This window comes from Pantoea cypripedii (genome assembly GCF_011395035.1).
Lineage (GTDB): Bacteria > Pseudomonadota > Gammaproteobacteria > Enterobacterales > Enterobacteriaceae > Pantoea > Pantoea cypripedii_A.
On the sequence record NZ_CP024769.1, the window covers coordinates 459,391 to 483,613 of the forward strand.

22 protein-coding genes are annotated in these 24,223 nt (G+C 53.4%); 6 read left to right on the forward strand and 16 right to left on the reverse strand.

What is annotated here, in order from left to right; genetic code table 11:
• Positions 1-3: 3 nt before the first annotated feature.
• The 4 genes from CUN67_RS22455 to CUN67_RS22470 all read right to left on the reverse strand — a co-directional run bounded on the left by CUN67_RS22455 (position 4) and on the right by CUN67_RS22470 (position 4,163).
• On the reverse strand, positions 4-750 hold the full coding sequence (locus tag CUN67_RS22455) for an SDR family NAD(P)-dependent oxidoreductase (protein ID WP_208717670.1): 747 nt from the start codon (positions 748-750) through the stop codon (positions 4-6).
• Positions 747-1,760, reverse strand: a complete 1,014-nt coding sequence (locus CUN67_RS22460) for a ketopantoate reductase family protein (RefSeq protein WP_208717671.1) — start codon at positions 1,758-1,760, stop codon at positions 747-749. The genes CUN67_RS22455 and CUN67_RS22460 overlap by 4 nt, the downstream gene beginning before the upstream one ends.
• A 16-nt stretch (positions 1,761-1,776) precedes the next feature.
• Entirely contained in the window at positions 1,777-3,084 is a 1,308-nt protein-coding gene (locus CUN67_RS22465; protein WP_208717672.1) for an MFS transporter, read from the reverse strand.
• A gap of 320 nt (positions 3,085-3,404) precedes the next feature.
• Complete coding sequence (locus CUN67_RS22470) at positions 3,405-4,163, reverse strand: IclR family transcriptional regulator (protein ID WP_208717673.1); 759 nt, start codon at positions 4,161-4,163, stop codon at positions 3,405-3,407.
• A 239-nt stretch (positions 4,164-4,402) separates the two neighbouring features.
• Between CUN67_RS22470 and CUN67_RS22475 the strand changes: the two genes are divergently transcribed.
• On the forward strand, positions 4,403-5,746 hold the full coding sequence (locus CUN67_RS22475; protein ID WP_208717674.1) for an MFS transporter: 1,344 nt from the start codon (positions 4,403-4,405) through the stop codon (positions 5,744-5,746).
• Between the two features lie 50 nt (positions 5,747-5,796).
• On the opposite strand, the gene CUN67_RS22480 is transcribed toward CUN67_RS22475, so the two are convergent.
• The 8 genes from CUN67_RS22480 to arnB form a co-directional block, all read right to left on the reverse strand.
• Complete coding sequence (locus CUN67_RS22480) at positions 5,797-6,939, reverse strand: DSD1 family PLP-dependent enzyme (protein WP_254711416.1); 1,143 nt, start codon at positions 6,937-6,939, stop codon at positions 5,797-5,799.
• 126 nt (positions 6,940-7,065) lie between these two features.
• Positions 7,066-7,440, reverse strand: a complete 375-nt coding sequence (gene arnF, locus CUN67_RS22485) for a 4-amino-4-deoxy-L-arabinose-phosphoundecaprenol flippase subunit ArnF (protein ID WP_208717676.1) — start codon at positions 7,438-7,440, stop codon at positions 7,066-7,068.
• Positions 7,437-7,769 (reverse strand): 4-amino-4-deoxy-L-arabinose-phosphoundecaprenol flippase subunit ArnE, encoded by a 333-nt coding sequence (arnE, locus tag CUN67_RS22490; protein WP_208717677.1) that lies wholly within the window; start codon positions 7,767-7,769, stop codon positions 7,437-7,439. Before arnE ends, arnF begins: the two co-directional genes overlap by 4 nt.
• The gene (arnT, locus tag CUN67_RS22495; protein ID WP_208717678.1) at positions 7,766-9,415 is read right to left on the reverse strand and encodes a lipid IV(A) 4-amino-4-deoxy-L-arabinosyltransferase; all 1,650 of its coding nucleotides are present in this window, start codon (positions 9,413-9,415) and stop codon (positions 7,766-7,768) included. The genes arnE and arnT overlap by 4 nt, the downstream gene beginning before the upstream one ends.
• Before the next feature lie 6 nt (positions 9,416-9,421).
• Complete coding sequence (arnD, locus tag CUN67_RS22500) at positions 9,422-10,318, reverse strand: 4-deoxy-4-formamido-L-arabinose-phosphoundecaprenol deformylase (RefSeq protein ID WP_208717679.1); 897 nt, start codon at positions 10,316-10,318, stop codon at positions 9,422-9,424.
• Complete coding sequence (gene arnA, locus CUN67_RS22505; RefSeq protein ID WP_208717680.1) at positions 10,315-12,297, reverse strand: bifunctional UDP-4-amino-4-deoxy-L-arabinose formyltransferase/UDP-glucuronic acid oxidase ArnA; 1,983 nt, start codon at positions 12,295-12,297, stop codon at positions 10,315-10,317. The genes arnD and arnA overlap by 4 nt, the downstream gene beginning before the upstream one ends.
• Positions 12,294-13,277 carry an undecaprenyl-phosphate 4-deoxy-4-formamido-L-arabinose transferase gene (gene arnC, locus CUN67_RS22510; protein ID WP_208717681.1) on the reverse strand — a complete coding sequence of 328 codons (984 nt, stop codon included), beginning with the start codon at positions 13,275-13,277 and terminating at the stop codon, positions 12,294-12,296. The genes arnA and arnC overlap by 4 nt, the downstream gene beginning before the upstream one ends.
• Position 13,278: 1 nt before the next feature.
• Positions 13,279-14,415 (reverse strand): UDP-4-amino-4-deoxy-L-arabinose aminotransferase, encoded by a 1,137-nt coding sequence (gene arnB, locus CUN67_RS22515; protein WP_208717682.1) that lies wholly within the window; start codon positions 14,413-14,415, stop codon positions 13,279-13,281.
• A gap of 520 nt (positions 14,416-14,935) precedes the next feature.
• On the opposite strand from arnB, the gene CUN67_RS22520 reads away from it, so the two are divergent.
• The 4 genes from CUN67_RS22520 (at position 14,936) to CUN67_RS22535 (ending at position 19,114) form a co-directional block, all read left to right on the forward strand.
• Positions 14,936-15,145, forward strand: a complete 210-nt coding sequence (locus CUN67_RS22520; protein WP_208717683.1) for a hypothetical protein — start codon at positions 14,936-14,938, stop codon at positions 15,143-15,145.
• Positions 15,146-15,273: 128 nt separating this feature from the next.
• Positions 15,274-16,029 carry a prepilin peptidase gene (locus CUN67_RS22525; protein WP_208717684.1) on the forward strand — a complete coding sequence of 252 codons (756 nt, stop codon included), beginning with the start codon at positions 15,274-15,276 and terminating at the stop codon, positions 16,027-16,029.
• 212 nt (positions 16,030-16,241) lie between these two features.
• The gene (locus CUN67_RS22530) at positions 16,242-17,627 is read left to right on the forward strand and encodes a diaminobutyrate--2-oxoglutarate transaminase (protein WP_208717685.1); all 1,386 of its coding nucleotides are present in this window, start codon (positions 16,242-16,244) and stop codon (positions 17,625-17,627) included.
• A 14-nt stretch (positions 17,628-17,641) separates the two neighbouring features.
• Positions 17,642-19,114: a pyridoxal phosphate-dependent decarboxylase family protein gene (locus CUN67_RS22535; protein WP_208717686.1), complete on the forward strand. Its 1,473-nt coding sequence runs from the start codon at positions 17,642-17,644 to the stop codon at positions 19,112-19,114.
• Positions 19,115-19,281: 167 nt separating this feature from the next.
• On the opposite strand, the gene CUN67_RS22540 is transcribed toward CUN67_RS22535, so the two are convergent.
• Both CUN67_RS22540 and CUN67_RS22545 read right to left on the reverse strand, forming a co-directional pair.
• On the reverse strand, positions 19,282-19,431 hold the full coding sequence (locus CUN67_RS22540) for a Hok/Gef family protein (protein ID WP_208717687.1): 150 nt from the start codon (positions 19,429-19,431) through the stop codon (positions 19,282-19,284).
• Positions 19,432-19,692: 261 nt separating this feature from the next.
• Positions 19,693-20,877 (reverse strand): pyridoxal phosphate-dependent aminotransferase, encoded by a 1,185-nt coding sequence (locus CUN67_RS22545; protein WP_208717688.1) that lies wholly within the window; start codon positions 20,875-20,877, stop codon positions 19,693-19,695.
• A gap of 211 nt (positions 20,878-21,088) precedes the next feature.
• Between CUN67_RS22545 and CUN67_RS22550 the strand changes: the two genes are divergently transcribed.
• Positions 21,089-21,952 (forward strand): aldo/keto reductase family oxidoreductase, encoded by an 864-nt coding sequence (locus tag CUN67_RS22550; RefSeq protein ID WP_208717689.1) that lies wholly within the window; start codon positions 21,089-21,091, stop codon positions 21,950-21,952.
• A gap of 21 nt (positions 21,953-21,973) precedes the next feature.
• On the opposite strand, the gene CUN67_RS22555 is transcribed toward CUN67_RS22550, so the two are convergent.
• Both CUN67_RS22555 and rluF read right to left on the reverse strand, forming a co-directional pair.
• The gene (locus CUN67_RS22555; protein ID WP_208717690.1) at positions 21,974-23,119 is read right to left on the reverse strand and encodes a glycosyltransferase family 4 protein; all 1,146 of its coding nucleotides are present in this window, start codon (positions 23,117-23,119) and stop codon (positions 21,974-21,976) included.
• Positions 23,120-23,350: 231 nt separating this feature from the next.
• Positions 23,351-24,223, reverse strand: a complete 873-nt coding sequence (gene rluF / locus CUN67_RS22560) for a 23S rRNA pseudouridine(2604) synthase RluF (RefSeq protein ID WP_208717691.1) — start codon at positions 24,221-24,223, stop codon at positions 23,351-23,353.

Below are 24,223 nucleotides of genomic sequence, written 5' to 3' on the forward strand. Positions count from 1 at the left end.
TGTTTAACTCCCACCATCAACTGAAATGATTTGTCCGTTAATAAATGACGCCAGGTCCGACGCCAGAAACAGCGCGACATGGGCAATATCCTGTACCGTGCCCAGTCGGCGCAACGCGATGCTGTTTAACACCTGCTGTTGACGCTGTGCACCAAAGTTGTCCCATTGCTGCTGCGTGGCTTCATTAGTAAAAACAAACCCTGGGGCGATGGCGTTCACCTGGATACCGTGCGGCCCCAGCTCATGTGCCAGCTGACGGGTGAGACCCAGCACCGCATGTTTGGCAGCACAGTACGCCTGCACACCGGTGAGTGACGCTTTGAGCGCCGCACCGGAGCTGATGTTGATAATGCGTCCCTGCCCGGCTTGTTTCATCAATGGGGCAACGGCCCGGCTCAGCACAAATGCGGCGCTCAGGTTGATGTCTATCACCCGGTCCCAGTCGGCATCGCTGACCTGTTCCAGTGCTTTGCCCTGCTGACCGGCAACGCCGCCAGCGTTATTAATCAGCACGTCGATCGGACCTGTTGCACCGATATGGCTGATCCACGCGGCTGCCGCCTGACGATCCAGCAGATCGACAACGCGGGTGGCGATCCCGGACGCCGCTAAATCGTGCATGGCTTCGGCCCGGATATCGCAAACGTGCACTTCAGCACCGAGGGAATGAAATTGCTGCGCCATCTCACGACCAAAACCGATCGCGCCGCCGCTGATGACGACGCGTTTACCGCTAAAGGAGAGCATCATGGCAATAACTCGTTGAGGTTATGATCAGCCAGCGGGCGTTCACCCGCCTCGATCTGATGGATCATGGCGATCAGCGCATCCACCGTGGGACAGGCAATGCCGCGTTTTGCAGCCAGACTGCTGACGATCCCGAGTTGCCCCTCAACTTCGGTGGCGCGCTTGCGCACCGCCAAATCACGCCAGATGCCGGAGTGGGTTTTGCTGTTGGGACGATTAAACGCTACCATCGCCGCGAAGGTTCGATCGATTTCCGCCTGACAGGATCCAGCGCGGAACGCAGCAGGATCGAACCCATTAAAACCTTTCAGTGGGATCTGTGCTGCCTCGGCCAGCTGCACAATCTCCCCTGCCAGCCGGGTCAATACCGGGCGAATATCTTCGCGCGCCAGACAATCGGCAATCCCCTTCTCCCCGGTGGCCTGTGCAAACAGCAATGAACCATAGGCCAGCTTACCCCATAACCAGCTATCGAGGTTGTCGGCCTGAATCACGTCCGGTTCAAAGTGGCGTAAATCGGCATGCAGCGCCGCCAGACGTGGCGTCATGCTGCCATCCAGCTCACCAATCACCGCGGCACCACGGTTGGAGTAGTGGATTTCACCGGGAGCCTGCCAGTCGGCATAAAAGTTGATAAAGGCACCCACCGTGCGGTGTGCACCAACGATCTCCGCGATCATCGGTTCGCATAAACCATTCTGTAGCGACAAGACATAACCGTCTTCCGCCAGGAATGGCAGCAACTGTGTGGTTGCCTGTACGGTATGGTGTGCTTTAACGGCGAGAAAAATCCGCTCCCAGCGCCCCTGCAATTCCCCAGGCAAAAAAGCCGGTGCCACCACGTGGAAATCTTCCACCCCGCTGAGGTGCAACCCTTGCTGTGGATCGCGGATACGACTGATATGTTCGGCATCGATATCCACAAAGGTCACCGCAAAACCTGCACGGGCCAGCCATGCGCCGACCGTACCGCCGATGGCTCCGGCTCCCCAAACCAATATTTTGTTATCCATCACATCCCCCTGTAGGTTATTGCAGCGTTTCTTTGGCCGTTTCACGCAGGCGCATAATCACCAGACCCGAGGCAATGCCTGCCAGCATCAGATAGAAAGTGGGCGAAATCGCCATGCCCGTCAGGTCAATCAACCCGGTAGAAATGAACGGTGCAAAGCCACCAAAGATGGCGGTGGAGAGGCTATAACCAATCGATAGCAGCATGGTGCGGGACGCAGTGGGAAATATTTCACACAGTGCCGCAGGCGCGGCCCCGGAAAAGGCGGCGATAAACAGGTTGAAGATAATCTGCACCGTTAACACCACGGCCAGCGTTTTACTGGTCAGCACCCAGAGAAAAAGCGGGTAAGACAGTACGGTGAACGCCAGACAGCAGGCCAGCAGTAGCGGTTTGCGCCCGATGCGATCGGAAAGCGCGCCAAAAAACGGAATGGTGGCAACCATAATCGCCAGCGCAATCGCGTTGGAGAACAGCGCCTGAGTCTGGGTAAAGCCGACCTGCTTATTCAGGAAGGTTGGCATCCACGACAGCATAACGTAGTAGGAAACGGTCCAGATAATGGCAAAACCGAAGGTCTGCGCCATCAGACGGATGGCGGTCGCGGTCGGCATTTTTTCAGCGGGTGCGGGATTATTTTGCGCCGCCACGAAAGCGGGGGTTTCTTCCAGATTGCGCCGCATATAGGCACCCACCGGCAATAATACCGCGCCCAGCAGAAACGGAATACGCCATGCCCATTCCACCATTTGTTGTTCACTGAAAATCAGCGTCACTACCGCCACGACCAGGCTGGTGACCAGTTGTGCTGAGGCGATAGCCGCCTGGCCTAACGCACCGAAAAATCCACGTTTTCCCATTGGCGCGGATTCCACCACAAAGGTGGTCGCCGTGCCCCACTCGCCACCTGCCGCCAGCCCCTGAATCAAACGGATAATCACCAGCAAAATGGGGGCAAGGATCCCGGCAGTTTCATAGGTGGGCAGCAAACCAATGCCTACCGTTCCCAGCGCCATACCATAAATGGTGATTTTCAGCGCCAGGCTGCGGCCATACTTATCAGCAATCCGCCCGATAACCGCACCGCCCAGCGGGCGGGCCAGAAAACCCACGCCAAAGGTGGCAAAACTCGCCAGTAAACCTGTGGCCCCGTCTCCCTGATAGAAGTTATGGGCGATAAGGGAGGCCATATAGGCAAAAATAATAAAGTCGTAATATTCCAGCACGTTGCCGATCATCGCGGCAAACAATTGCCGACGTTTCGGGGCAACAACGCGGCCCTGCGGATAATGATTTAACTCCTGGGTGAACTGGTCTTGGCTCATAGTCTGGCTCTCGGTCAGGACGACAGGAAAAATGAAAGTTCATATATGTGAACACTGGTTCTCATATATGAATTACGCTGACACAAAATTTCGGGGAGATAAAGTGGCAGCCAGAGTCAGGGAAGGAGAGGTTAATAAAACGTTAATAGCGCGATAACCCGCAATAATGCAGCGATAAATACGACACTTTTAATAATTAAAAGCATTTTACGCTGCAAAATAAGGTGAATCATGCTATCTGGCGGCGTGTGAAACGCCAAAACTGAACGTCAAAAATAAGAAGTTCGTATCATAACCAACAAAAAATCTGTCAGATGAAGTTATCCACTCAGTTGGTCAGTGAGCTTCTTCCCCTCTTCCAGCACCGCTTTGATAATGCGAGTTTTCTTGTCGCTGAAACGCGCTGAGACGCAGGAAACATTGAGCATCGCCACAGGCTCGCCTTGCGCATCACGAATCGGCGTACAGACGCCAGTACCACCAATATCCACTTCATCAGCGGAGATAGAATAATTGCGCGCGCCAGCTTCATTGATAAGCAACTCAAGCTGCCGGGCATCGGTGACGGTGTATTTGGTCCAGGGAACGACCGGGTAGCGTGCCAGCAGTGCCTGTCGTTCTTCTGCGCTTTTCACCGCCAGATACATACGGCCCATGGCGGTGCAATGCACGGGCAACTGCATCGACAGCGACATTTCATAACGTATCGTTTGTGACGTGAGTGCCTGATGTACAAGCCGAATTTTCCCCTCAGCCGTCAACACGCCGAGCGTCACGGTCTCTTCCAGCTCGCTGGCCATGCTGGCCATCACCGGTTTTGCCAGCGTCAGCAACTGCGTTAAACGCGCACCGCCCCAGTTGAAACCATGGCTGCGGAACGTTTCGTTGAGACGGTAGATACCTTGTTCATCCTTATCCAGATAACCGCGGGCGCACAGAGTGCGGAGCAGTCCCAACGCGCTACTCTTGGGTAAATGGAAGGTCTGGGAGATAGCCGCCAGATTGGCTTCTTTGCCACTTTCGCTGAAGAATTCCAGCAGATCTAATACACGAGCTGCCGAACGAACCACTTCACTCATAGTAATTCCATATAGGTACGCATGTTCATATATACGAACACTATACGAGTTTTTGAGGAGGGATGCACCGTAGCGGCGCGATAAATCGCGCCGCTACAAAATGTGCCTTAACTGAGCGGTATCACGCAACCTTCACTTACATCTGACGCTTTTTACTGAAGATGTGATCGTTTTCTCATCAGACTGAATAGCTATTCTTGTATGGTAGTAGGACAAAAACACACCTGCAGGTATTGATTATGTCTTCCTCTGCTGTTTCTTCGACCCAGGCTTCTCAGACAACAGACACCTCACTCATAAAGCGTGTTGCCGGGGCATCTGCCATTGGCACTGCGGCGGAATATTATGATTTCTTCGCTTACGGTACCGCTGCGGTGCTATTTTTTGGCCATCTTTTTTTCCCCAGCCACGATCCACTCGTCAGTACCCTCGCCGCTTTCGCCACTTATGCGGTAGGTTTTTTGGCTCGTCCGATTGGTGGCATCGTATTTGGTCATATCGGCGATAAAGTTGGACGTAAAAAAGCGCTGGTGGCGACCATTCTGATCGTCGGTCTGGGTACTTTCTGTATCGGGCTGCTGCCGACCTATGAAAAAATCGGTGTCTGGGCACCCGTCTTGCTGATTCTGATTCGTTTGTTACAGGGATTTGGCGTGGGTGGTGAACAGGCTGGTGCCGTGTTGATGACGGCGGAATATTCACAGTCTTCACGTCGGGGTTTCTTCGCCAGCTGGGTGCAGATTGGCGCACCGGTGGGCTTTTTGCTGCCTTTGGCGCTGTTTGCCATCCTTAACGCCACGTTATCTGACGATCAGATGATGGCCTGGGGTTGGCGTGTTCCCTTCCTGCTCAGCGCATTGCTGGTGATTGTTGGGTTGTTTATTCGCCTGCGTATTGATGAATCTCCGGTTTTTGCCGCCATTCGTGCCACTAAAGCCGCAGAATCCCGCCCACTGAAAGAAGTGATTCAGGGGAATCCGCGCCTGGTGATCAACGGCGTGGCAGCTAAGTTGATTGAAGCCTGCGCTTTCGCCCTGTTTACCGTCATCATCCTTGCGTGGGGCAAAGCCAACCAGATCGACGCAGGTATCCTGATGAATAGCATGATTGTTGCGGTGATTCTGGAAGTGTTCTCGATCCCGCTGATGGGAGCGTTGTCCGATAAAATAGGACGCAAACCGGTGTATATGATCGGTGCATTGCTCATCGTGTTATCTATCGTGCCATTCTTCCTCGCACTGTCGCAAAACAGCTATTGGCTGACGCAAATCGCCATGATTGTGGCGCTGACGCTGGGTCACAGCATGTGTTATGCCCCGCAGGCTTCCTGGTTTCCGGAACTGTTTCCCACCCATATTCGCTGTAGCGGCATCGCCGTGATCTGGCAGGTCGGTTCACTGATCGGCAGCGGCGTGCTGGGGCTGGTGGCGGTGAAGATTCTGCAGGTAACGGACGGACACTGGTATGGTCTGGCGATTTATGTGGCGGTGCTTGGGGTGATTTCCGTGCTCGGCCTGCTGCGACTGCCGGAAACCGCACCGGGTCGGCGCAACGGTGAATATCAGGAGTGGCAGCAGCATTAATGTTGTCAGGGCGGCACAGCATGCGCCGCCTGAGTGACAACGTCACACCATCACCAACCGAGAATACGCGACCAGCTTAGCGGCTGGTCATTTTCTGCCTGTAGCACCTGATATTGCTGATGCATAGCGGCGGTAGCACAGGCGTGATTTGGTAAAATACGTACGCGTGACCCCACCGGGAAATCCTGCACGCCGAGGCTGCCCTCTGCTGGCAAAGCGATGATCCCGTGTTCCTGATTGGTGGTACTAAGGCAGACATCTAACGGGGTTCCCTGCATATCGCACACCAGCCCGTAACCATAATCCACCGGGCCAGCCGCAGTGCCGCGATCACGCGACATCGCCATCCAGCCAGCATCAACGAATACCCAGTTCTTTTCGCTGTTGTGACCGATGACCGTGCTCACTACCGACAGCGCAATGTCCTGCTTTTGACAGACGCCAACGTTATGCATCACCAAATCAAAGGTGGTGAACACACCGGCCCGGACTTCGCTGATCCCCTCAAGTTCTTCGGCGTAATGGGCGGTCGGGGTCGCGCCAACGCTGAGAATCGGACAGGCAATACCCGTCTCACGCACCCGGCGCGCGGCGCGGCGAATGGCGTCGCACTCATTGCGCGCTGCCGCGCGAATCGCGTCTTCGCTACGACAATTATAAGATTCACCGGCATGGGCCAGCAGCCCACGTAGCACCGCCCCCTTACCTTCCAGCTGTTGGGCGATCTGCAACAATGCATCGCTCTCAGGAGGAATGCCGCCACGGTGACCATCACAGTCGATTTCAATAAATACCGAAAACGTGATGCCATGCTGGCGGGCAAATTCCGTCACCGCCTGCGCCTGTTCGGAGGTATCCAGCAGGATATGTATATTCACTCCCTGCTGCATCAAATGCGCCACTCGCGGCAATTTATGCGGCGCGATGCCGACGGCGTACAACAGATTGCGATAACCCGCCGCCGCAAAACCCTCGGCTTCTGCCAGGGTAGATACGGTAGCCGGATGCTCAGAGGTCTTCAGGAGATAAGCCGCGGCTGCAACCGAGCGCAGCGTTTTCAGATGCGGACGGACTACGCTGCCAAGGTGGGTGACACGCTGATATAGCCGATCAATATTGCGCTGATAACGCGCTTCGTCGATCAACAAATAAGGCGTTTCAAGTTGATGAAGCCAGTCGGGGGTCAATTTCACGGACATCTCCTGCGGAATGAGTGCGCTGAAGCAGCCAGGTCAAACGCCTGGCCCTGAAATGACAAAATATATAAAATTAGACAAAAAATCTATCCAATTCGGACACCCGCGATGCCCGCCAGAAGATTATTTTTTGCCTGGCAGGGATACGCAGAGCAGACCGGCAACAATCAATCCAACGCCAGCCAAACTACTCCAGCGGAAGGTTTCGCCGAATATCGGCAATGAGATCGCAGCCAGCCACACCAGCACATAACTGATGCTGAGCAGAGGATAGGCTCGATTCAGTGCCAGATGACGCAAAGAAATTATCCAGCACAGCATCGACAGTGCATAAGCGCTTAAACCAATAAACAGGAATACCAGCGGCAGCGGATGTTGCCAGAGTGCCGGGGTGAGAATATCCGGCCATGCCGGAAATTGCAGCATTGCGGTGCGCAGCAGCAGTTGTGCCAACGACACCAGCACAACACTGCATAATGCCAGTCCATAGCCTTTCATAGATGACTTCCCATCAGGGCCACGCCAGCCACAATCAATAGCGTGCCGAAAATCTGGCGAACGGTGAACGTTTCCCGCCAAATCAGACGGGCGGCGCAGGCGACCAGCACAAAGTTAAGGCTAAGCATCGGATAGGCCACCCCAACCGGAACCAGGCGCAGCACCGCCAGCCAGATCAGCATGGCAACGCCCAGCAGCAGCATGCTGAGCGCAATCCACATCAGTAAACGCGCCTTGCCATAACGTCTGCCAATATAAGCCGCCTGCTTCTGGCACAGCTGGGCGACGCAACTTAACAGGCTAACCAACAGGATCAATAACAGGCTCATGGCAATGAATGATATCCGTAATAAACCAGACGCCCCTGACGATAGATAAAGTCAGGTTTCGGTAAACCAGGGTCCGGGTTGGCATCGACAGATGACATCATCAGTACCAGTGAGACGTTACCATGCTGACGATGCTCAGCCAGCCAGTTGCTGAAGGCCTCAGCCGATACATAACGTTGTTGTGCGTCCGGGTAGTGCAATCCGTACTCCACTTCACCCTGCTGATCGTAGAGAAAAATATCGCTGCGCTGCACTTGCCATGCCACCGCAGAAGCAACACCAGGACCATTTGCCAGAATATAACGGCTGTCGGCAAGTTGCCCTGCGACCACATTCAGAAAGCTCTGCGGTTGCTTGGAATCACGTACCTTGTCCGGGATGGCAAAACCAATGATCAGCGCCAGCACCAGCGGACAAAGCGCGGCCAGTTGCCAGTTGCGGCGACTTAACGCCCCCGCCAGGCTCCAGCCGCCAAAGGCCAGCACGCCCAGCAGCAATTTATAATGCTCGCTCACGCTAAACGGTGGGCGATGCGCAACGCCCCAGGGGGCCAACACCACCAGCAGTGCCAGTGCCGCGATGCCACCAAATAGCATGTTGATCCAGGCATTTGCTTTCAGTGCTTTGATCACCTGCGGTGTCATGCTGTGCGCGTAGTGCGCCATCAGCAGCGCCAGCGGGGCAAAGCACGACAGTATGTAGGTTGGCAGTTTACCTTTGGCAATGCTGAAAAACAGCAACGGCATCACCACCCAGCTCAGCAAATAACTGAGGCCAGACTGCTGGCTACGTTGCCGCCAGCCCTGTAAAAGCGCACCCGGCAGCAATCCCAGCCACGGCAGTGAACCCGCCAGCAAAACCGGCAGGTAATACCAGAACGGCGCTTTATGCTGCGCATCGGACTCGGCGAAGCGCTGGATGTGTTCAACCCAGAAAAAGTAATGCCAGAAATCACCTTGCTGGCGATAAATCGCCAGTGACCAGGGGGCACTGACCAGCGCCGCGACCAGCACGGTCAGCGGGCCAAATCGCAACAGTTCGCCAAAACGACGTTGCGCAATGGCCCACGGCAAAATCGCCAGTACCGGCACCGCCAGCGCCAGAAACCCTTTGGTCATAAACCCCATGGCACAGGCAACGCCCAACAGCACATAGCCTGCCATCCGCTGCCGGGTGTCGTTGGCCTGCGCCACCAACCAGTAACTCGCCATGGCTGCCACCAACCACAGCGTCAGGATCGGATCGAGTACCGCATAGGTACCGACACCGTAAACCAGTAGCGAGGTGAGGAAAATGATGCTGGCACTCAGCGCCACCGCGCGGTTGGCAAATAACCGGATACCCAGCCAGAACACCAGCAGTGCGGAGAGCGTGGTACTGATAATGGAGCCTGCACGCACGCCAAAATTCGTATGACCAAATAGCAGTTGCCCGAGGTTATTCACCCAGTAGCCTGCTATCGGTTTTTCGAAATAGCGCAGGTCAAAAAAGTGCGGCGTGACCCAGTTACCGCTGACCAGCATTTCCCGGCTGATCTCCGCATAACGGGTTTCATCTGGTTGCCACAAGGCGCGGATTTCGATGGGGATAAGGTAATAAAGTGCAAATACAAACAGCAGCAGAGCCGTTTTGGTGCCAGTACGCATCCGTGGTTACCTGTATTGTTCTTGCTGACAACCAAGCCAGCCTTCGCGTCCGGGAATTTGTCCGCGCACGATGTTGCCAATTGGCAGCGTGCTTAAATCATCAGGTAGCAATTCACTGAGCGGACAGAATTGTATGCCCAGCTTTTCCGCCCGGGTAAGTAATTCCGCAAACGCCTGATGCCCGACAATCCCTTCCACCTCGGCGTGGATAGTGTAAACCGCTGAATCTCCTGCATCGCGCAGATGATCAAGCAGATAGTCGTTAAAATCAATGGCACTGACTTTCGGACCCACCACCTCATCCCAGGTAGGTAACGTCACCGGAATTTGCACCGTGCCCAGCGTACCGTCACTCAGGCGTGGCAGGAAAGGTCTGGTGCCGCGACAATCGCTGTTATAACGGAAGCCAAACTGTTGTTTTGCCTCAACCACCCGGCTATCAGCACGCCAGCCTGCCACTGCCGAACAAGTGACGTTGTCACCAATTATCCTTTCCAGCGCCTGCTTGCCTCGGGCAATCTCTTCGATTAAACGCTGTTCCGGCCAGCCCCCTGCCCAGGTTTGCCAGGCAAAATGGTCCCAGGCATGCAGACCGACTTCATGATGATCCGCTGTCGCGCTGATGATTTCCTCAAGACCGCGCCCAATTTGCTTCCCCGGCCATGCGGTACCGGCCAGCAAAATGTCCCAGCCATACAAAGATGCTGCGCGTGAACGCAGCATTTTCCATAAAAAGCGTGGCTTCATAAGACGCCACAAGTGGCGTCCCATGTTGTCCGGCCCGACGCTGAAAAAGAAACTGGCCTGCACCTGATGCAGGCTGAACAGTTCCAGCAGCGCCGGTACGCCTTGTTGCGTACCGCGCCACGTATCGACATCAACGCGCAAACCTACTTTTTTCATGAATTCTCAGCCTGCAACTCTACGGTACGCAGGAAGAAGTCGAGGGTGTTGTCGATGGTGATATCCATCTGCACTTCCGGCTTCCATCCCAGCAGACGACGGGCGTTTTTAATCGATGGCTTACGATGTTCAACGTCCTGATAACCTTTACCGTAGTAGCTGCTGCTTTCCACTTCGCGGAAACCGGCAAACGGCGGGAACTGACTGCGCAACGGGTGACGTTCAAAGCTGGCCAGTAACTGCTCGGCAAGTTCTTTGATGCTGGCTTCGTTATCCGGGTTACCGATATTGATAATCTGCCCATCACAGTTGTTTTGCTTGTTCTCGATAATGCGGAACAACGCTTCAACACCGTCACGGATATCGGTAAAGCAACGTTTCTGCGCCCCACCGTCAATCAGTTTGATCGGCGAACCTTCCACCAGGTTAAGAATCAACTGGGTAATGGCGCGCGAGCTACCGATGCGTGCCGCATTGAGGTTATCCAGACGAGGCCCCATCCAGTTAAACGGACGGAACAGGGTAAAACGCAGCCCCTCTTTCTCACCGTAGGCCCAGATCACGCGATCCAGCAGCTGTTTGGAAACAGAGTAGATCCAGCGCTGTTTGTTAATCGGTCCCACCACCAGATTTGAGTTATCTTCATCAAAATGGCGATCGGTACACATGCCGTACACTTCTGAGGTCGACGGGAAAATGATGCGTTTTTTGTATTTCACGCAATCACGGATAATTTTCAGGTTTTCTTCAAAATCCAGTTCGAAGACGCGCAGCGGATTACGTGTGTACTCAATCGGGGTAGCAATCGCCACCAGCGGCAGCACCACGTCACATTTTTTGATGTGATACTCAATCCACTCTGAGTGAATGCTGATATCACCTTCAACAAAATGGAAGCTGGGGTGACCCAGGAAACGACTGATCGCATCAGAGCTGATGTCCAGGCCATAAACTTCAAAGTTGTCATCTTCCAGCAGACGCTCGGTCAGGTGGTTCCCGATAAAACCATTTACACCGAGGATCAACACGCGGGTACGACGTTTCACCGCAGCGACCGGCTTCGAATAGAGCAGCGCGCTCGGCACCATACCCAGGCTTTGCGCCAGCTGGCTGCCGTTCATGTAAACGCCGTTCTCGCTCTGACCAGTGATGACTTCCAGCGCACCCTCACCGCAGGCAACCAGGAAAGGTTCAACCGACAATACGGTGCCTGGTTTAGCCCCGTGAGCGGCAGGGTGAACACGCCCTTTCCACACGATAAATTTCACTGTGCCAGCATAACCAAACGCACCAGGCCAGGGATCGGTGACGGCACGAATCAGGTTATTGATCTCCTGCGCCGGACGTGACCAGTCGATGCGTCCATCTTCCGGCGTGCGACGCCCTACCACGGTGGCTGCACTGTCATCCTGCGGCTGGGCATTGATTTCGCCGCGTTTCATCGCGGGTAATACGCTTTCCAGCAGTTGTGTGGCGCTGAGCACCAGCTTGCGGTGCAGCGTCAGCACATTGTCCTGCTCGTCAATCTGAACACGAACCTGAGCAACGATATCCCCGGCATCGGCACGTTTCACCATCCGGTGCAGGGTCACACCGGTTTCGGTTTCGCCATTGACCAGTACCCAGTTCAGCGGTGCGCGGCCACGGTATTTCGGCAGCAGAGAACCATGCAGGTTATAAGCACCGAGACGGGCGCTGTTGAGGATGTCGTCGTTCAGCAGGTTACGGTAGTAAAACGAGAAAATGATTTCCGGTGCCATCGCTTTGATGCGATCAACCCATAACGGGTGATTGACATCATCCGGCGCATAGACCGGGATGCCCTGTTCTGCGGCGATACGAGCAACCGAACCAAAAAAATGGTTCTCATTAGCAGCGTCCGGATGAGTGAAGATGGCACTAATCTCAAAGCCAGCTTGCAGCAGGGCATTAATACCTGCACAGCCCATATCGTGATAGGCGAAGACGATGGTTTTCATTGCTCAATTTCCTGTACAGATACATCTTTTTGCGGATGGATAACACGTTGAATGAAGTAGCGCGGACGGGCGCGTACATCGTTGTAAATGCGGCCGATATATTCGCCGAGCAGTCCCATACCAACGAACTGCGCGCCAACAAACATAAACAGCACGGCAAACAGCATAAATACGCCATCGCCCGCCCAGGCTGCGCCGAGGAATAAGCGCAGCACAATCAAAATTAATGAAAAGGCAAAACCTGCCAGCGCAATCATGCTGCCAACCACACTCAGCAAACGCAGCGGTGTGGTGGTCAGGCAGGTCACCAGGTCGTACATCAGGTTAATCAACCGCATAAAGCTATATTTTGAATCACCAAATTCGCGTTCAGCGTGTTTAACCGGTAACTCAATAGTGCGGCGGGCAAAGGTGTTTGCCAGGATAGGAATAAAGGTGCTGCGTTCGTGGCAATTCAGCATGGCATCAACGATATGACGGCGATAGGCTCGCAGCATACAACCGTAATCGCCCATAGCTTTGCCAGTAACACGTTGAATCAAATGGTTAATGGTGCGTGATGCCCGGCGGCGGAACCAGCTGTCCTGACGATTCTGACGAACCGTGCCGACCACGTCGTACCCTTGCAGTGCAGCGGCAACCAGATTCGGGATCTCTTCCGGTGGATTCTGTAAGTCCGCATCCAGGGTGATAATCAGATCGCCGCTGACGTGGCTGAAGCCCGCCATAATCGCGGAGTGCTGACCATAGTTGCGATTGAGCAACACACCCACCACGTGGCTGCCTGGCATATCGGCGGCCTCCGCGATCATTTCGCCTGAACGGTCACTGCTGCCGTCGTCGACCAACAGGATTTCATACTCCAGATTAATGGTGTCGCACGCAGCGTGGGTACGACGGATCAGCTCCGGCAGGCTCTCTTGTTCGTTGTAGACCGGGATGACCACGGACACTTTACGAATCGGTTTTTCTTCCAGCATTTCAGACTCCGGCCAGCTTACGCAGCGCGTTGATGACCCGCTCAACATCATCATCATTCATATCAGGGAACAGCGGAATGGAGCAGATGCGGTCGCTGTTCCATTCAGTATTAGGTAAGGACAATTGCGGATATTGTTCGCGATAATATTTGTGGGTATGAGCGGCACGGAAATGCAGGCCAGTACCGATATCCACCGCCTTCAGCGCTTCCATCAAACCATCACGGCTGATGCCACAACGCGCCTCATCGACACGAATAATGAACAGATGCCAGGCGTGCTGATGTGACCAGGTGGGCAGTGCCAGCGGCAGGAACGGCGTGTCAGCCAGTTCAGTCAGGTAACGCTGAGCGATGGCCCGGCGACGGGTGTTGATGTCAGCCAGTTTTTTCAGCTGTACCAGCGCAATCGCGGCGCTGATATCCGGCAGATTGTATTTAAAGCCGGGCATGATCACTTCAGCCTGCGGCCTGCGACCGTGGGTATGACGATCGTAAGCATCAACACCCAGACCATGAAATTTCAGGCTGCGAATACGATCTGCAAGGTCGGCATCATCCGTCACCACCACGCCACCTTCGGCGCAGGTTATGTTTTTAATGGCATGAAGGGAAAAGATGGCTGTACCGACCTGCCCGACGTGACGCCCCTTATAAAGGGTACCAGCCGAATGGGCTGCATCTTCGATGACCGGGATACCGTGACGCTCGCCGAGGGCGCGAATCGGATCGATATCCGCCGGGGCACCCGCGTAATGCACAGGAATAATCGCGCGGGTACGTGGCGTAATGGCCGCTTCAACCTGCTCGGGCGTGACCATCAATGTGTCACGATCAATATCTATCATCACCGGGGTAGCCCCCATTAAGGTGATAATATTGAGGGTTGAAACCCAGGTCTGTGAGGGGGTAATAACTTCATCGCCAGGCTTAATGCCCAGCCCCATCAGCGTAACGTGCATACCCGCCGTGGCGGAACAGACGGCGATCGCATGCTGATTGCCAGTCAATTGGCAAAAGGCTTGCTCCAGGGCGGCACATTGTGGGCCGGTGGTAATCCAGCCGGATTCAAACACCGCTTTAACCGCTGCTAACTCTTCTTCACCCAGCGAAGGGCGCGAGAACGGGAGAAAAGACATGGATTAGCTTCCTTAATGTGTAATGCCTTTCACTTAATAAGGGTAAAAATCATAGCCAGAATGATGATATGAAAATGTTATGTTTAGCGGGTTATCTCTCTTTAAGCGCACCAGATAAACAACTAGTACAGCATGTTGGTCTTAGCAAATAATTCTCACATTTTGAAAGCATTAGAGACATTGGGTTGTTTCTGCGTACACCAAAATACGATGGAAAACTTAACGGAACATTAAATAGAGTGCAGATGTGGGCATTTTTCGGATTAACGTTGAAGTTCTGTAGAAAAAAGACGAGCCAGATCACGCTGTTTTCTGCCTTGAGAGAAATCAGGTGCTGTCGGGGGTTCACAGCGATTCATCGCCACGGTTTACCGGGTTAACCGGTATTGATGATGCTGTGATGTTTCTGAAAACAACTGTTTAGGAGATTAACTATACTGTTCTTAAGGGAAAACTAAGGAAATCCTATTATGCTGATTTACTTAGCTTTTACTTACCCACAGGCACGGAGGTTGCTGCCGTGAAAACCGATACCGACCGTCTCTCGCAAGCTGCGCTGCGCCGTCATCATATTGGCGTAAAAACAAAAGGGTTGCGCTTCCGCGGAGCGCTTTATGTGTTTCGCTATAACGCCGGGCACTATGACGTCTTCCTGGACAATGCCCGCGTAATGCAGCTGGAAACCAGCAATGTGCAGGAAGCGATACAAATGTTTAAGCGACAGCAGTGACCCGCGTCACTGCATATTGTTGGGTGCAGATCTGAAAATCACATGCAACTTGTTGTAAGCATTACGTTGCGCTCGCCTTCGTTAATCACCTGGCATAGGGTGGAGACGAATATGGCGAGGAGAAGCACATGGAATGGTGTTACGGATTGATCGCAGGACTCAGCGTTGGCAGCTTTATTAATGTTATTGTTTATCGATTACCGCTGCGTTTACTCAATCAGGACGCGGGTCTGGATCTGTTTGTTCCTCGTTCGCATTGTCCCCATTGTCAAAATACCCTGTCCTGGTACGACAATATCCCCTTGTTAAGCTGGATGTTGTTACGCGGTAAATGTCGTCATTGCCACCACCCCATTGGCATCGGTTACCCGTTAATTGAACTGATCACCACGTTATTAAGCCTGGCCCTGTTCAGCCTGCTGGCCTTTACTCCCCTGCTAATAGCGGCGTTGTTTTTAAGCTGGACACTACTGACGTTGTCGATCATTGATATCCGCCACTATTTATTACCCGATACGCTTAGCCTGCCTTTATTGTGGATCGGTTTGATCCTGCACGGCTTCGCCCTCCTCCCCGGCTCGCTGGATGCTGCCGTGCTGGGAGCTGTAGCCGGTTATACCAGCCTGGCATTGCTGGCGTTGGGCTATCGAAAACTGCGCCATCGGGATGCGCTGGGGTTGGGAGATGCAAAATTACTGGCCGCATTAGGGGCATGGCTAGGCTGGGAACCTTTACCGATTGTGCTTATTATCGCCTGTTGTGGCGGTCTTTTATTTGGCTTAATTTCCAGAATCTTGTGGCAGCGAAGCTTTTCTCGCGCCATTGCTTTTGGTCCGTGGCTATCTCTCGCTGGCATAAGTCTTTTTATTAATTCGATTATTTAATCAACACGTCATAAGGCGTTGATAAAATAATCGGCCATTTCTTCAGCAAATCCCTGATTCGTATATAGAAGTAATAAACAATTCTAAACAAAATTAATCATTGCCCCCCAGGGTAAAAGGCTCTATATTGGCCGCGTTTTTTTCACAACTGATACTTTTTTGTTCAATTAACCAACCGGTGCGCTTTTCCCGCCGTCGGTTGTAGGAGAGATATGATGACGGATAAAGTCCGTATTGATAATTTTGGTGCCAACTCATTCAACGGAAACAACGACGAGTTCTTAGCCCGTCAGGCTGAGTTCGAATCGAATGTCAGGAGTTACCCGCGCAAATTACCTTTAGCAATTGCCAAAGCGAATGGCGTATGGATTACCGATGTTGAGAATAAACAATATCTTGACTGCCTGGCTGGCGCAGGAACTTTGGCTCTGGGTCATAACCACCCGGAAGTTCTGCAAAGCATCCAAAATGTCATTACCAGCGGCTTGCCGTTACATACCCTCGATCTGACGACTCCATTAAAAGATCAGTTCTCCGAATCCCTGCTGTCACTGCTGCCGGGTCAGGGCAAAGAATATTGCCTGCAGTTCACTGGCCCTTCCGGTGCTGATGCTGTTGAAGCCGCACTGAAACTGGCTAAGAAAGTGACTGGCCGTAGCAGCGTGATCAGCTTCTCTGGCGGTTACCACGGTATGACCCACGGTGCGCTGTCAGTAACTGGCAACCTGTCACCGAAAGAAGCGGTTAACGGCATGATGCCGGAAGTACAGTTCATGCCTTATCCGCACCAGTACCGTTGCCCGTTGGGCCTTGGTGGTGAAGCTGGCGTGAAAGCGCTGACCTACTACTTCGAAAACCTGATCAACGACGTTGAAAGCGGCGTACGTAAACCTGCTGCCGTGATCCTCGAAGCGGTTCAGGGTGAAGGCGGCGTGAACCCGGCCCCGGTTGAGTGGTTGCAGCGTATCCGTAAAGTGACTCAGGAACACGGTATTCTGCTGATCCTCGATGAAGTCCAGGCTGGCTTTGCCCGTACTGGTAAATTCTTCGCCTTCGAACACGCTGGCATTGAGCCGGACATCATCGTGATGTCTAAAGCGGTCGGTGGCGGTCTGCCGTTGGCGGTACTGGGCATTAAGAAACAATTCGACGCCTGGTCACCGGGTCACCACACTGGCACCTTCCGTGGCAACCAGTTGGCCATGGCTACCGGTCTGACTACGCTGAAAATCCTGAAAGAACAGGATATCGCTGGCAAAGTGGCGGCTCAGGGCGAATGGCTGAAAGCGCAGCTGGCTGAAATGCAGAAGCGTTATCCGGTAATCGGTCATATCCGTGGCCTGGGCATGATGATCGGTATTGAGATCGTTAAACCAAACGAAGCCGCTGACCACATGGGTGCTTACCCGGCTGATGGTGAGCTGTCTGCCCTGCTGCAGAAAAAATGCTTCGAAGCGGGTCTGATTCTGGAGCGTGGTGGCCGTCATGGCGCGGTTCTGCGTCTGCTGCCGTCGCTGCTGATCACCAACGATGAACTGGCGATTTTCCTTGATAAATTTGAGCAGGCGCTGCTGGGCGCTGGCATCAAACCTGTTTGATTCGGAAGAGTTAGATGACTGAAGTAAACCCGATTCTGGCCGCTTCTGCCCAAAGCATTGAAGCGTACCAGCAGGCGATTGCGCAGAGCAGCGCCGCGGTTGTGCAGTGGCTGAAACAGCCCGAGATGTACCAGGGCAAAACGGTTGCCGAACTGCGCGAGCGTATCAGGCTCGACTTCAATCCGAATGGCCTGGGCAACCAGGCCGCGATTGAACGCGCCATTGAGTACTTTCTGAAAGACAGCCTGTCGGTGCATCACCCGCAGTGCGTGGCGCATCTGCATTGCCCCAGCCTGGTGGTAAGCCAGGCGGCGGAAGTGCTGATTAACGCCACCAACCAAAGTATGGATTCCTGGGACCAAAGCCCGTCAGCGACCGTCATTGAGATCAAACTCATCGAGTGGCTGCGTGCGCAGGTTGGCTATCCGGCTGGCGATGCGGGTGTTTTCACCAGCGGCGGCACCCAGAGCAACCTGATGGGCCTGATGCTGGCGCGTGATGCGTTTTATGCGCGTCAGGGTCACTCAGTACAGCAGGATGGCATCACTGGCGATCTGCGTAAGATTAAAGTGCTGTGCTCCGAAAACGCCCACTTCTCCGTGCAGAAGAACATGGCGCTGCTGGGACACGGCTACCAGTCTGTGGTTCAGGTGAAGTCAGACCGTTTCGCCCGCATGGACGTTAACGATCTGCAAGCCAAACTGGCGCAGGCCGACGCGAACGGCGAGCAGATTCTGGCGATCGTCGCCACCGCAGGTACTACTGATGCCGGAGCCATTGATCCGCTGCGTGAAATTGCCGGTATCGCGGCTGAGCGTAATATCTGGGTTCACGTTGATGCAGCCTGGGGCGGCGCGCTGCTGCTGTCAGAGAAGTATCGCGATTACCTTGATGGCCTGGAGCTGGTGGATTCCGTTACTCTGGACTTCCACAAGCAGTTCTTCCAGACCATCAGCTGCGGTGCGTTCCTGCTGAAAGACGAACGCCACTACGAGTTGATGCGTTATCAGGCGGCTTACCTGAACTCGGAGTTCGACGAAGAGCAAGGCGTGCCGAACCTGGTATCCAAATCCCTGCAAACCACGCGTCGCTTCGATGCCCTGAAACTGTGGATGGGCCTGGAAGCGCTGGGGCAGAAACAGTACGCGGCGATTATCGATCACGGCGTCACGCTGGCACAGGAAGCGGCAAAATACGTTGCTGACCTGCCACGTTTCGAGCTGGTGATGCAGCCACAGCTGGCTAGCGTGCTGTTCCGTTTCCGCCCTGAGCAGCTGGCTGCCAGCGGTGATGCGGCAGTCGCGCTGTTCAACCAGCGAATCGGCGATGCCCTGCTGGAGTCTGGTCGCGCTAACGTCGGTGTCACCGAAGCGGATGGCATCACCTGCCTGAAGCTGACACTGCTGAATCCAACCGTAACGCTGGAGGATGTCAAAGTCCTGCTGGCGCTGGTGGAAAAAACGGCGGATCAGCTGCTGAGCGCATAATTTTTGCGTGCTGCGCACAGCTGGCAAGAATATGAAAAGGGTGCTTAAAAGCACCCTTTTTTTATTTCGTACAGACAATCAAAACGATGAAAAGAAAAGAATTGGGTGCATTGAGGCCAGCCGCAACAATATAAAGAGTGGAGGGGATCACTCCCCGCCGGTTGCTCTTACCTGGGTTCGTAATCCATGACTGCAGCAACCTCCATGTGGCCGGTTCGGATTCGCACCTCACAGAGGTCTTTCCTCGATACCAGTATGGCGGCTATGACCGCCCCTAATACGATGGTGGCGATCAGGATCGCCCTATGCTGCTTCATGGTTGCTTCTCCTTGCCTTTCGGCTCGTAAGAGGCTACCTTTATGTTGTCGATGCATAAAGATGGGCCTCAAGTTGATTTATAGTCACTTGGGGCTTTTCTCTTTCTGCCGTCGGCAAATGCTTAAGGCAGAAAGCCTCAAGCACCCGTCGCGATTCTATGCTAACCCTCTGACTTAGCCAAAATTCTTTAGATATTCCGCTGCAATAATTCGCGTTTTTATCCCGGTTTTGCGATCCACGACCGACTTTGTTCCTGCGCTTTAACGATTCCGCGCCAGAAACTCACTCAACCGAGCCAGTCCCTGCTGTAACTTATCCGTCGACGAAACCGCATGGCACCAGCGCAGCCAGCCGTTTCCTTCCGGGCCGAAGGCGGCACCGGGCGCAAGACCCAGCGAACTTTCTCGCACCAGGCGTTTCGCCAGCGTGGTGGTATCGTCAAATCTTTCGATACGGAAGAACGCATACATGCCGCCGCCGCTTTCCGGCACGCTTACGCCCGGCAGTTCCCGCAGGCCATGCACCAGAAACTGGTAACTGTGCACCAGCTCAGCGCGCAGACTAATAATCCCGCTTTCCCCGCCCAGCAGCGCCGCCTGCGCCGCGCGCTGGCAGGGTTCGAACAGGCAGCTGGTGTTGAACTCAATCAGTTTTCCCAGTGCGTCGATAATGGAAGGCGGAGCCACCACCCAGCCAACGCGGAATCCGGTCATTAGCCAGGCTTTGGAAAAGGTATTTACCGAAATCAACCGATCATCCGGTGTGGCGTAATCAAGGAATGAGGGGGCGTAATGGCGATCGCTGGCATAGATCAGGCGTTGATAAGCGTCATCACTGAGGATCCAGATACCGAGTTTACGGCAGTGCGCGAGGATGGTCTGGACCTCATCATCAGTGATTGTCCAGCCAGTGGGATTGCCGGGTGAGTTGATAATCAGCATCCGGACATCAGGTGTCAGCGCAGCCAGCAACAGGTCCATATCCAGCGCCCATGCGTCATCTTTCACCGTCAACGCCACCCGTTCGACGGATGCCCCGAGAATTTGCGGGATCTCTACCACATTCGGCCAGACCGGCGTAATGGCCACCACCTTATCACCCGGCGACAGGACGGTTTGTGCCACCAGCATCAGGCCGTTGATTCCGGCGCTGGTAATCGCCAGTTGATCGCTGCTGATAGTATGACCATGCAGCTGGCTCAGGTAATCGGACAATGCCTGACGTAAATAGGGCCTTCCGAGGTTTTGGATATAACGGGTCTCCCCCTGCTGTAACGAGGTGATGGCCGCATCGGTAATGAACTGCGGGGTGGGTTTATCCGATTCGCCAAACCAAAAGGCCAGCATGTCGGGACGATCCATCCCTTCATTGGCTATTTCGCGGATAAGTGAGGGTGAAATCTGGCTGATAGTGGCGCGCGAAACGAGGGGAAAAGAAGACTGCATGAAAAAACCTCCAACGATTATCCCTGTTTAACTGTTATTTCAATACATAGCACCCACCAGGTATATCACGCAGCGCAAAAGTTCAGGAATAGCAATTTTGTCTGGCTGGTATTAAGCCACGACCACACTGCCATTCAGCTCACGCACATAATTAATAAACGCCTGCAAGGGAGCCGTTACAATCTACAGACACCCTACAACGGAGGCTTCCATGTCTAATCCCGCACTGACTTACCCACTTGGTGATCGTAACGTTAATCGTCTCGGCTATGGTGCCATGCAGCTGGCCGGTCCTGGCGTGTTTGGCCCGCCAAAGGATGAAGCACGTGCCATACAGGTGCTGCGAGACGCCATTGCAGCTGGCGTTAATCATATCGATACCAGCGATTTCTATGGTCCCCATGTCACCAATCAGCTCATCAAAAAAGCGCTTTATCCGTATGCCGGGGATCTGGTGATTGTGACTAAAGTCGGCGCGCGTCGTGACCCGCAAGGCGGCTGGTTACCCGCTTTTACGCCTGCTGAGCTGACGCAGGCAGTGGAAGATAACTTGCGTAATCTGGGCCTTGAGGTGATGGATGTGGTGAATTTGCGCGCCATGTTTGATGTGCACGGTCCGGCGGAAGGTTCTCTGGAGGAACAACTCACGGCGCTGATCAAGCTGAAGGAGCGAGGGTTGATTCGACATATCGGTTTAAGCAATGTCACGGCGCAACAGGTGGCAGATGCCCGGATCATGACGCCGATTGCCTGTGTGCAGAACCTCTACAATCTGGCAAACCGCCAGGATGATGCACTGGTGGATCAACTGGCGACGCAGGGGATTGCGTATGTGCCCTTCTTCCCGCTCGGCGGCTTTTCTCCGTTGCAATCAGAACAGTTGACGGCGGTCGCAAACGAGCTAAATGCAACGCCACTCCAGGTGGCACTGGCATGGTTGCTGCAACGCTCGCCGAACATCTTGCTGATTCCGGGCACCTCTTCGCCAGAACATCTAAAACAGAATCTGGCAAGCTCCGGGCTGCGATTATCGGACGACATTGTGGCAAGACTGGAGGGACTGGCCGCAGCCTAATCCCTCGATTTATCTCTGGACCTAAGATAAATAAATTTCTTTCAGCCGCTTTTTAAAGGTTTGAGGATCATGCTGCTGGCGGATCCTCAATATTGCCTGCGCCGAGCGCTGGCTGATACTTTCAGGATCATGCAGGATATCAGCAATATACCCTTTCAGTTGGCTAACCACGGTATTTCTGATTCGCTGTTTCGTTGGCTCTGAATCGACAGTAAATTCATACATATCATTCAGTTGGTAATCAATAAGCCAACCGCTGGCCGGTGGATTAATTTCCGGCAAGGCACGTACATTGGTGGTTATTACCGGACAGCCACAAGCCTGCATTTCCAGCACGGAAAAACCATAAGTGTCCTGCCAGGTAGGAAGCAGGCCGACATCCGTTTCTTTTAATAACGCAATGACTGATGAATTAGGTAACGAACCGGAATGCTGGAAGAACGGCCATTTTTTGATTAACCCTTCGATTTGACTGTGAAATCCTTCGCCATCCTGATATTGACGATGGGCGATATTATGTTTTCGTGACAAATCACCAATGATATTCACCTTAATACGGTCAACATTGATGATCCCCTCATTTGCCAGTTCGGAAAACGCCATCACCACTTCAGCTCCACCTTTACGGTAAAACTCATTGCCGATAAAGGTAAAGGTGACTTTGTCGCCAGGGGCCTCGCGTCCTTTATCCGCCAGCAGAGGCTGGGGTGGGTGCATCACGCATAACTTTGCCGCGATAACATTTTTAAGCGCCGGGAAGGCTTCGAGCAGCTTCAGCTGGATATTGCTGGTGGCTTCGGAAATGGCAATCAATTGGACGCACTCTTTGCTTGCTGCAAGTTGCATCAGATTATGAAGTTCGGGATTGTCAGTTTTGGCGACACCGGCAACCGGTAGGACACGCGGAATTTCGGTTTCGAAGGTCGAAACCCAGCGGTTCGACGTGCGGGCGACCTCATTAAAAAGATGAATGATATCCGCATCATTTGCTGCCAGGCCGGGAACCGGTTGAAAGACAAATATCTTATTTTTCTTCAATAACTTCTGGCGCAGGGCATTGATGTAAAGATATATGTTTTTCTTTTTCAGATTCACATAATTGTTTTCAGGATCCACCATTATGTTTCTTTTTTCCGGGTAGCCATCACTACTTACTGCAATTTTCATCAATCCTCCTTTACACTTGACGAGTTTATAAGAATTAAAAAATCGCCAGTAATACAGTTATAAAATAATTTCATCATGAGTAAAGGCATTGCGGGAAAATTAGGAAAAGGTGCAATAACTTGCCTGGAAAGTCGCAACCGCGGGATTGATAGAATGAAGCAGAGTTTTCTGGCGATTAAGTGGTACCACTTAATAATGGGAATGCCAGTCTGGCTGGCATCCCCTGCTCAATCAGCGCCCTTTCTTTTTCCGCCCAGGCTGGGTAAAACGCTTACGTGCTGCCGGATGCGCCTCGGCTTTGTCGCTTTTCTTCGCGCCATTGCTGGCTGGCTTGTTCGCGCTGCTGGTCTTCGCCGGGGCTTTTTTCGTCGCCTTAGCTTCTGAAGACGAGTTTTCGATCAGCTTAAACAGGTCAATCAATTCATCATCAGTCAGGTCGCGCCATTCCCCGAGTGGCAATCCTTTCAGATTGACGTTCATGATGCGGGTACGCTCCAGTTTGGTGACTTCAAATCCGAAATGCTTACACATGCGGCGGATCTGACGATTCAGCCCCTGCACCAGCGTGATGCGAAACACAAAGGTCGATTCCTTCTTCACTTTGCATTTTTTGGTCACGGTGCCGAGCATGGGTACACCCGCCCCCATACCACTGATAAATTCGTCGGTGATCGGTTTATCTACCGTGACCACATATTCTTTTTCGTGGTTGTTGCCAGCGCGCAGAATTTTGTTGACCAAATCGCCATGGTTGGTGAGGAAGATGAGCCCCTGGGAATCTTTATCCAGTCGGCCAATGGGAAACACGCGTTTGCTGTGATTGACGAAATCGCTGATGTTATCGCGCTCGCCTTCCTCCATGGTGGTGATAATACCCACCGGTTTATTCAGCGCAATCAACACCAGATCATCGGCATCCCGGGGTTCAATCAACTGACCATTCACTTTAACTTCATCACCGGCAAACACCTGAGCACCCACAGAGGCGCGTTTACCGTTGATAAAAACGTTGCCCTGTTCGATGTAGCGATCGGCATCGCGACGCGAGCAAATGCCGCTTTCGCTGATGTATTTATTAAGGCGGGTGGATGAGTTGGTCAGCAT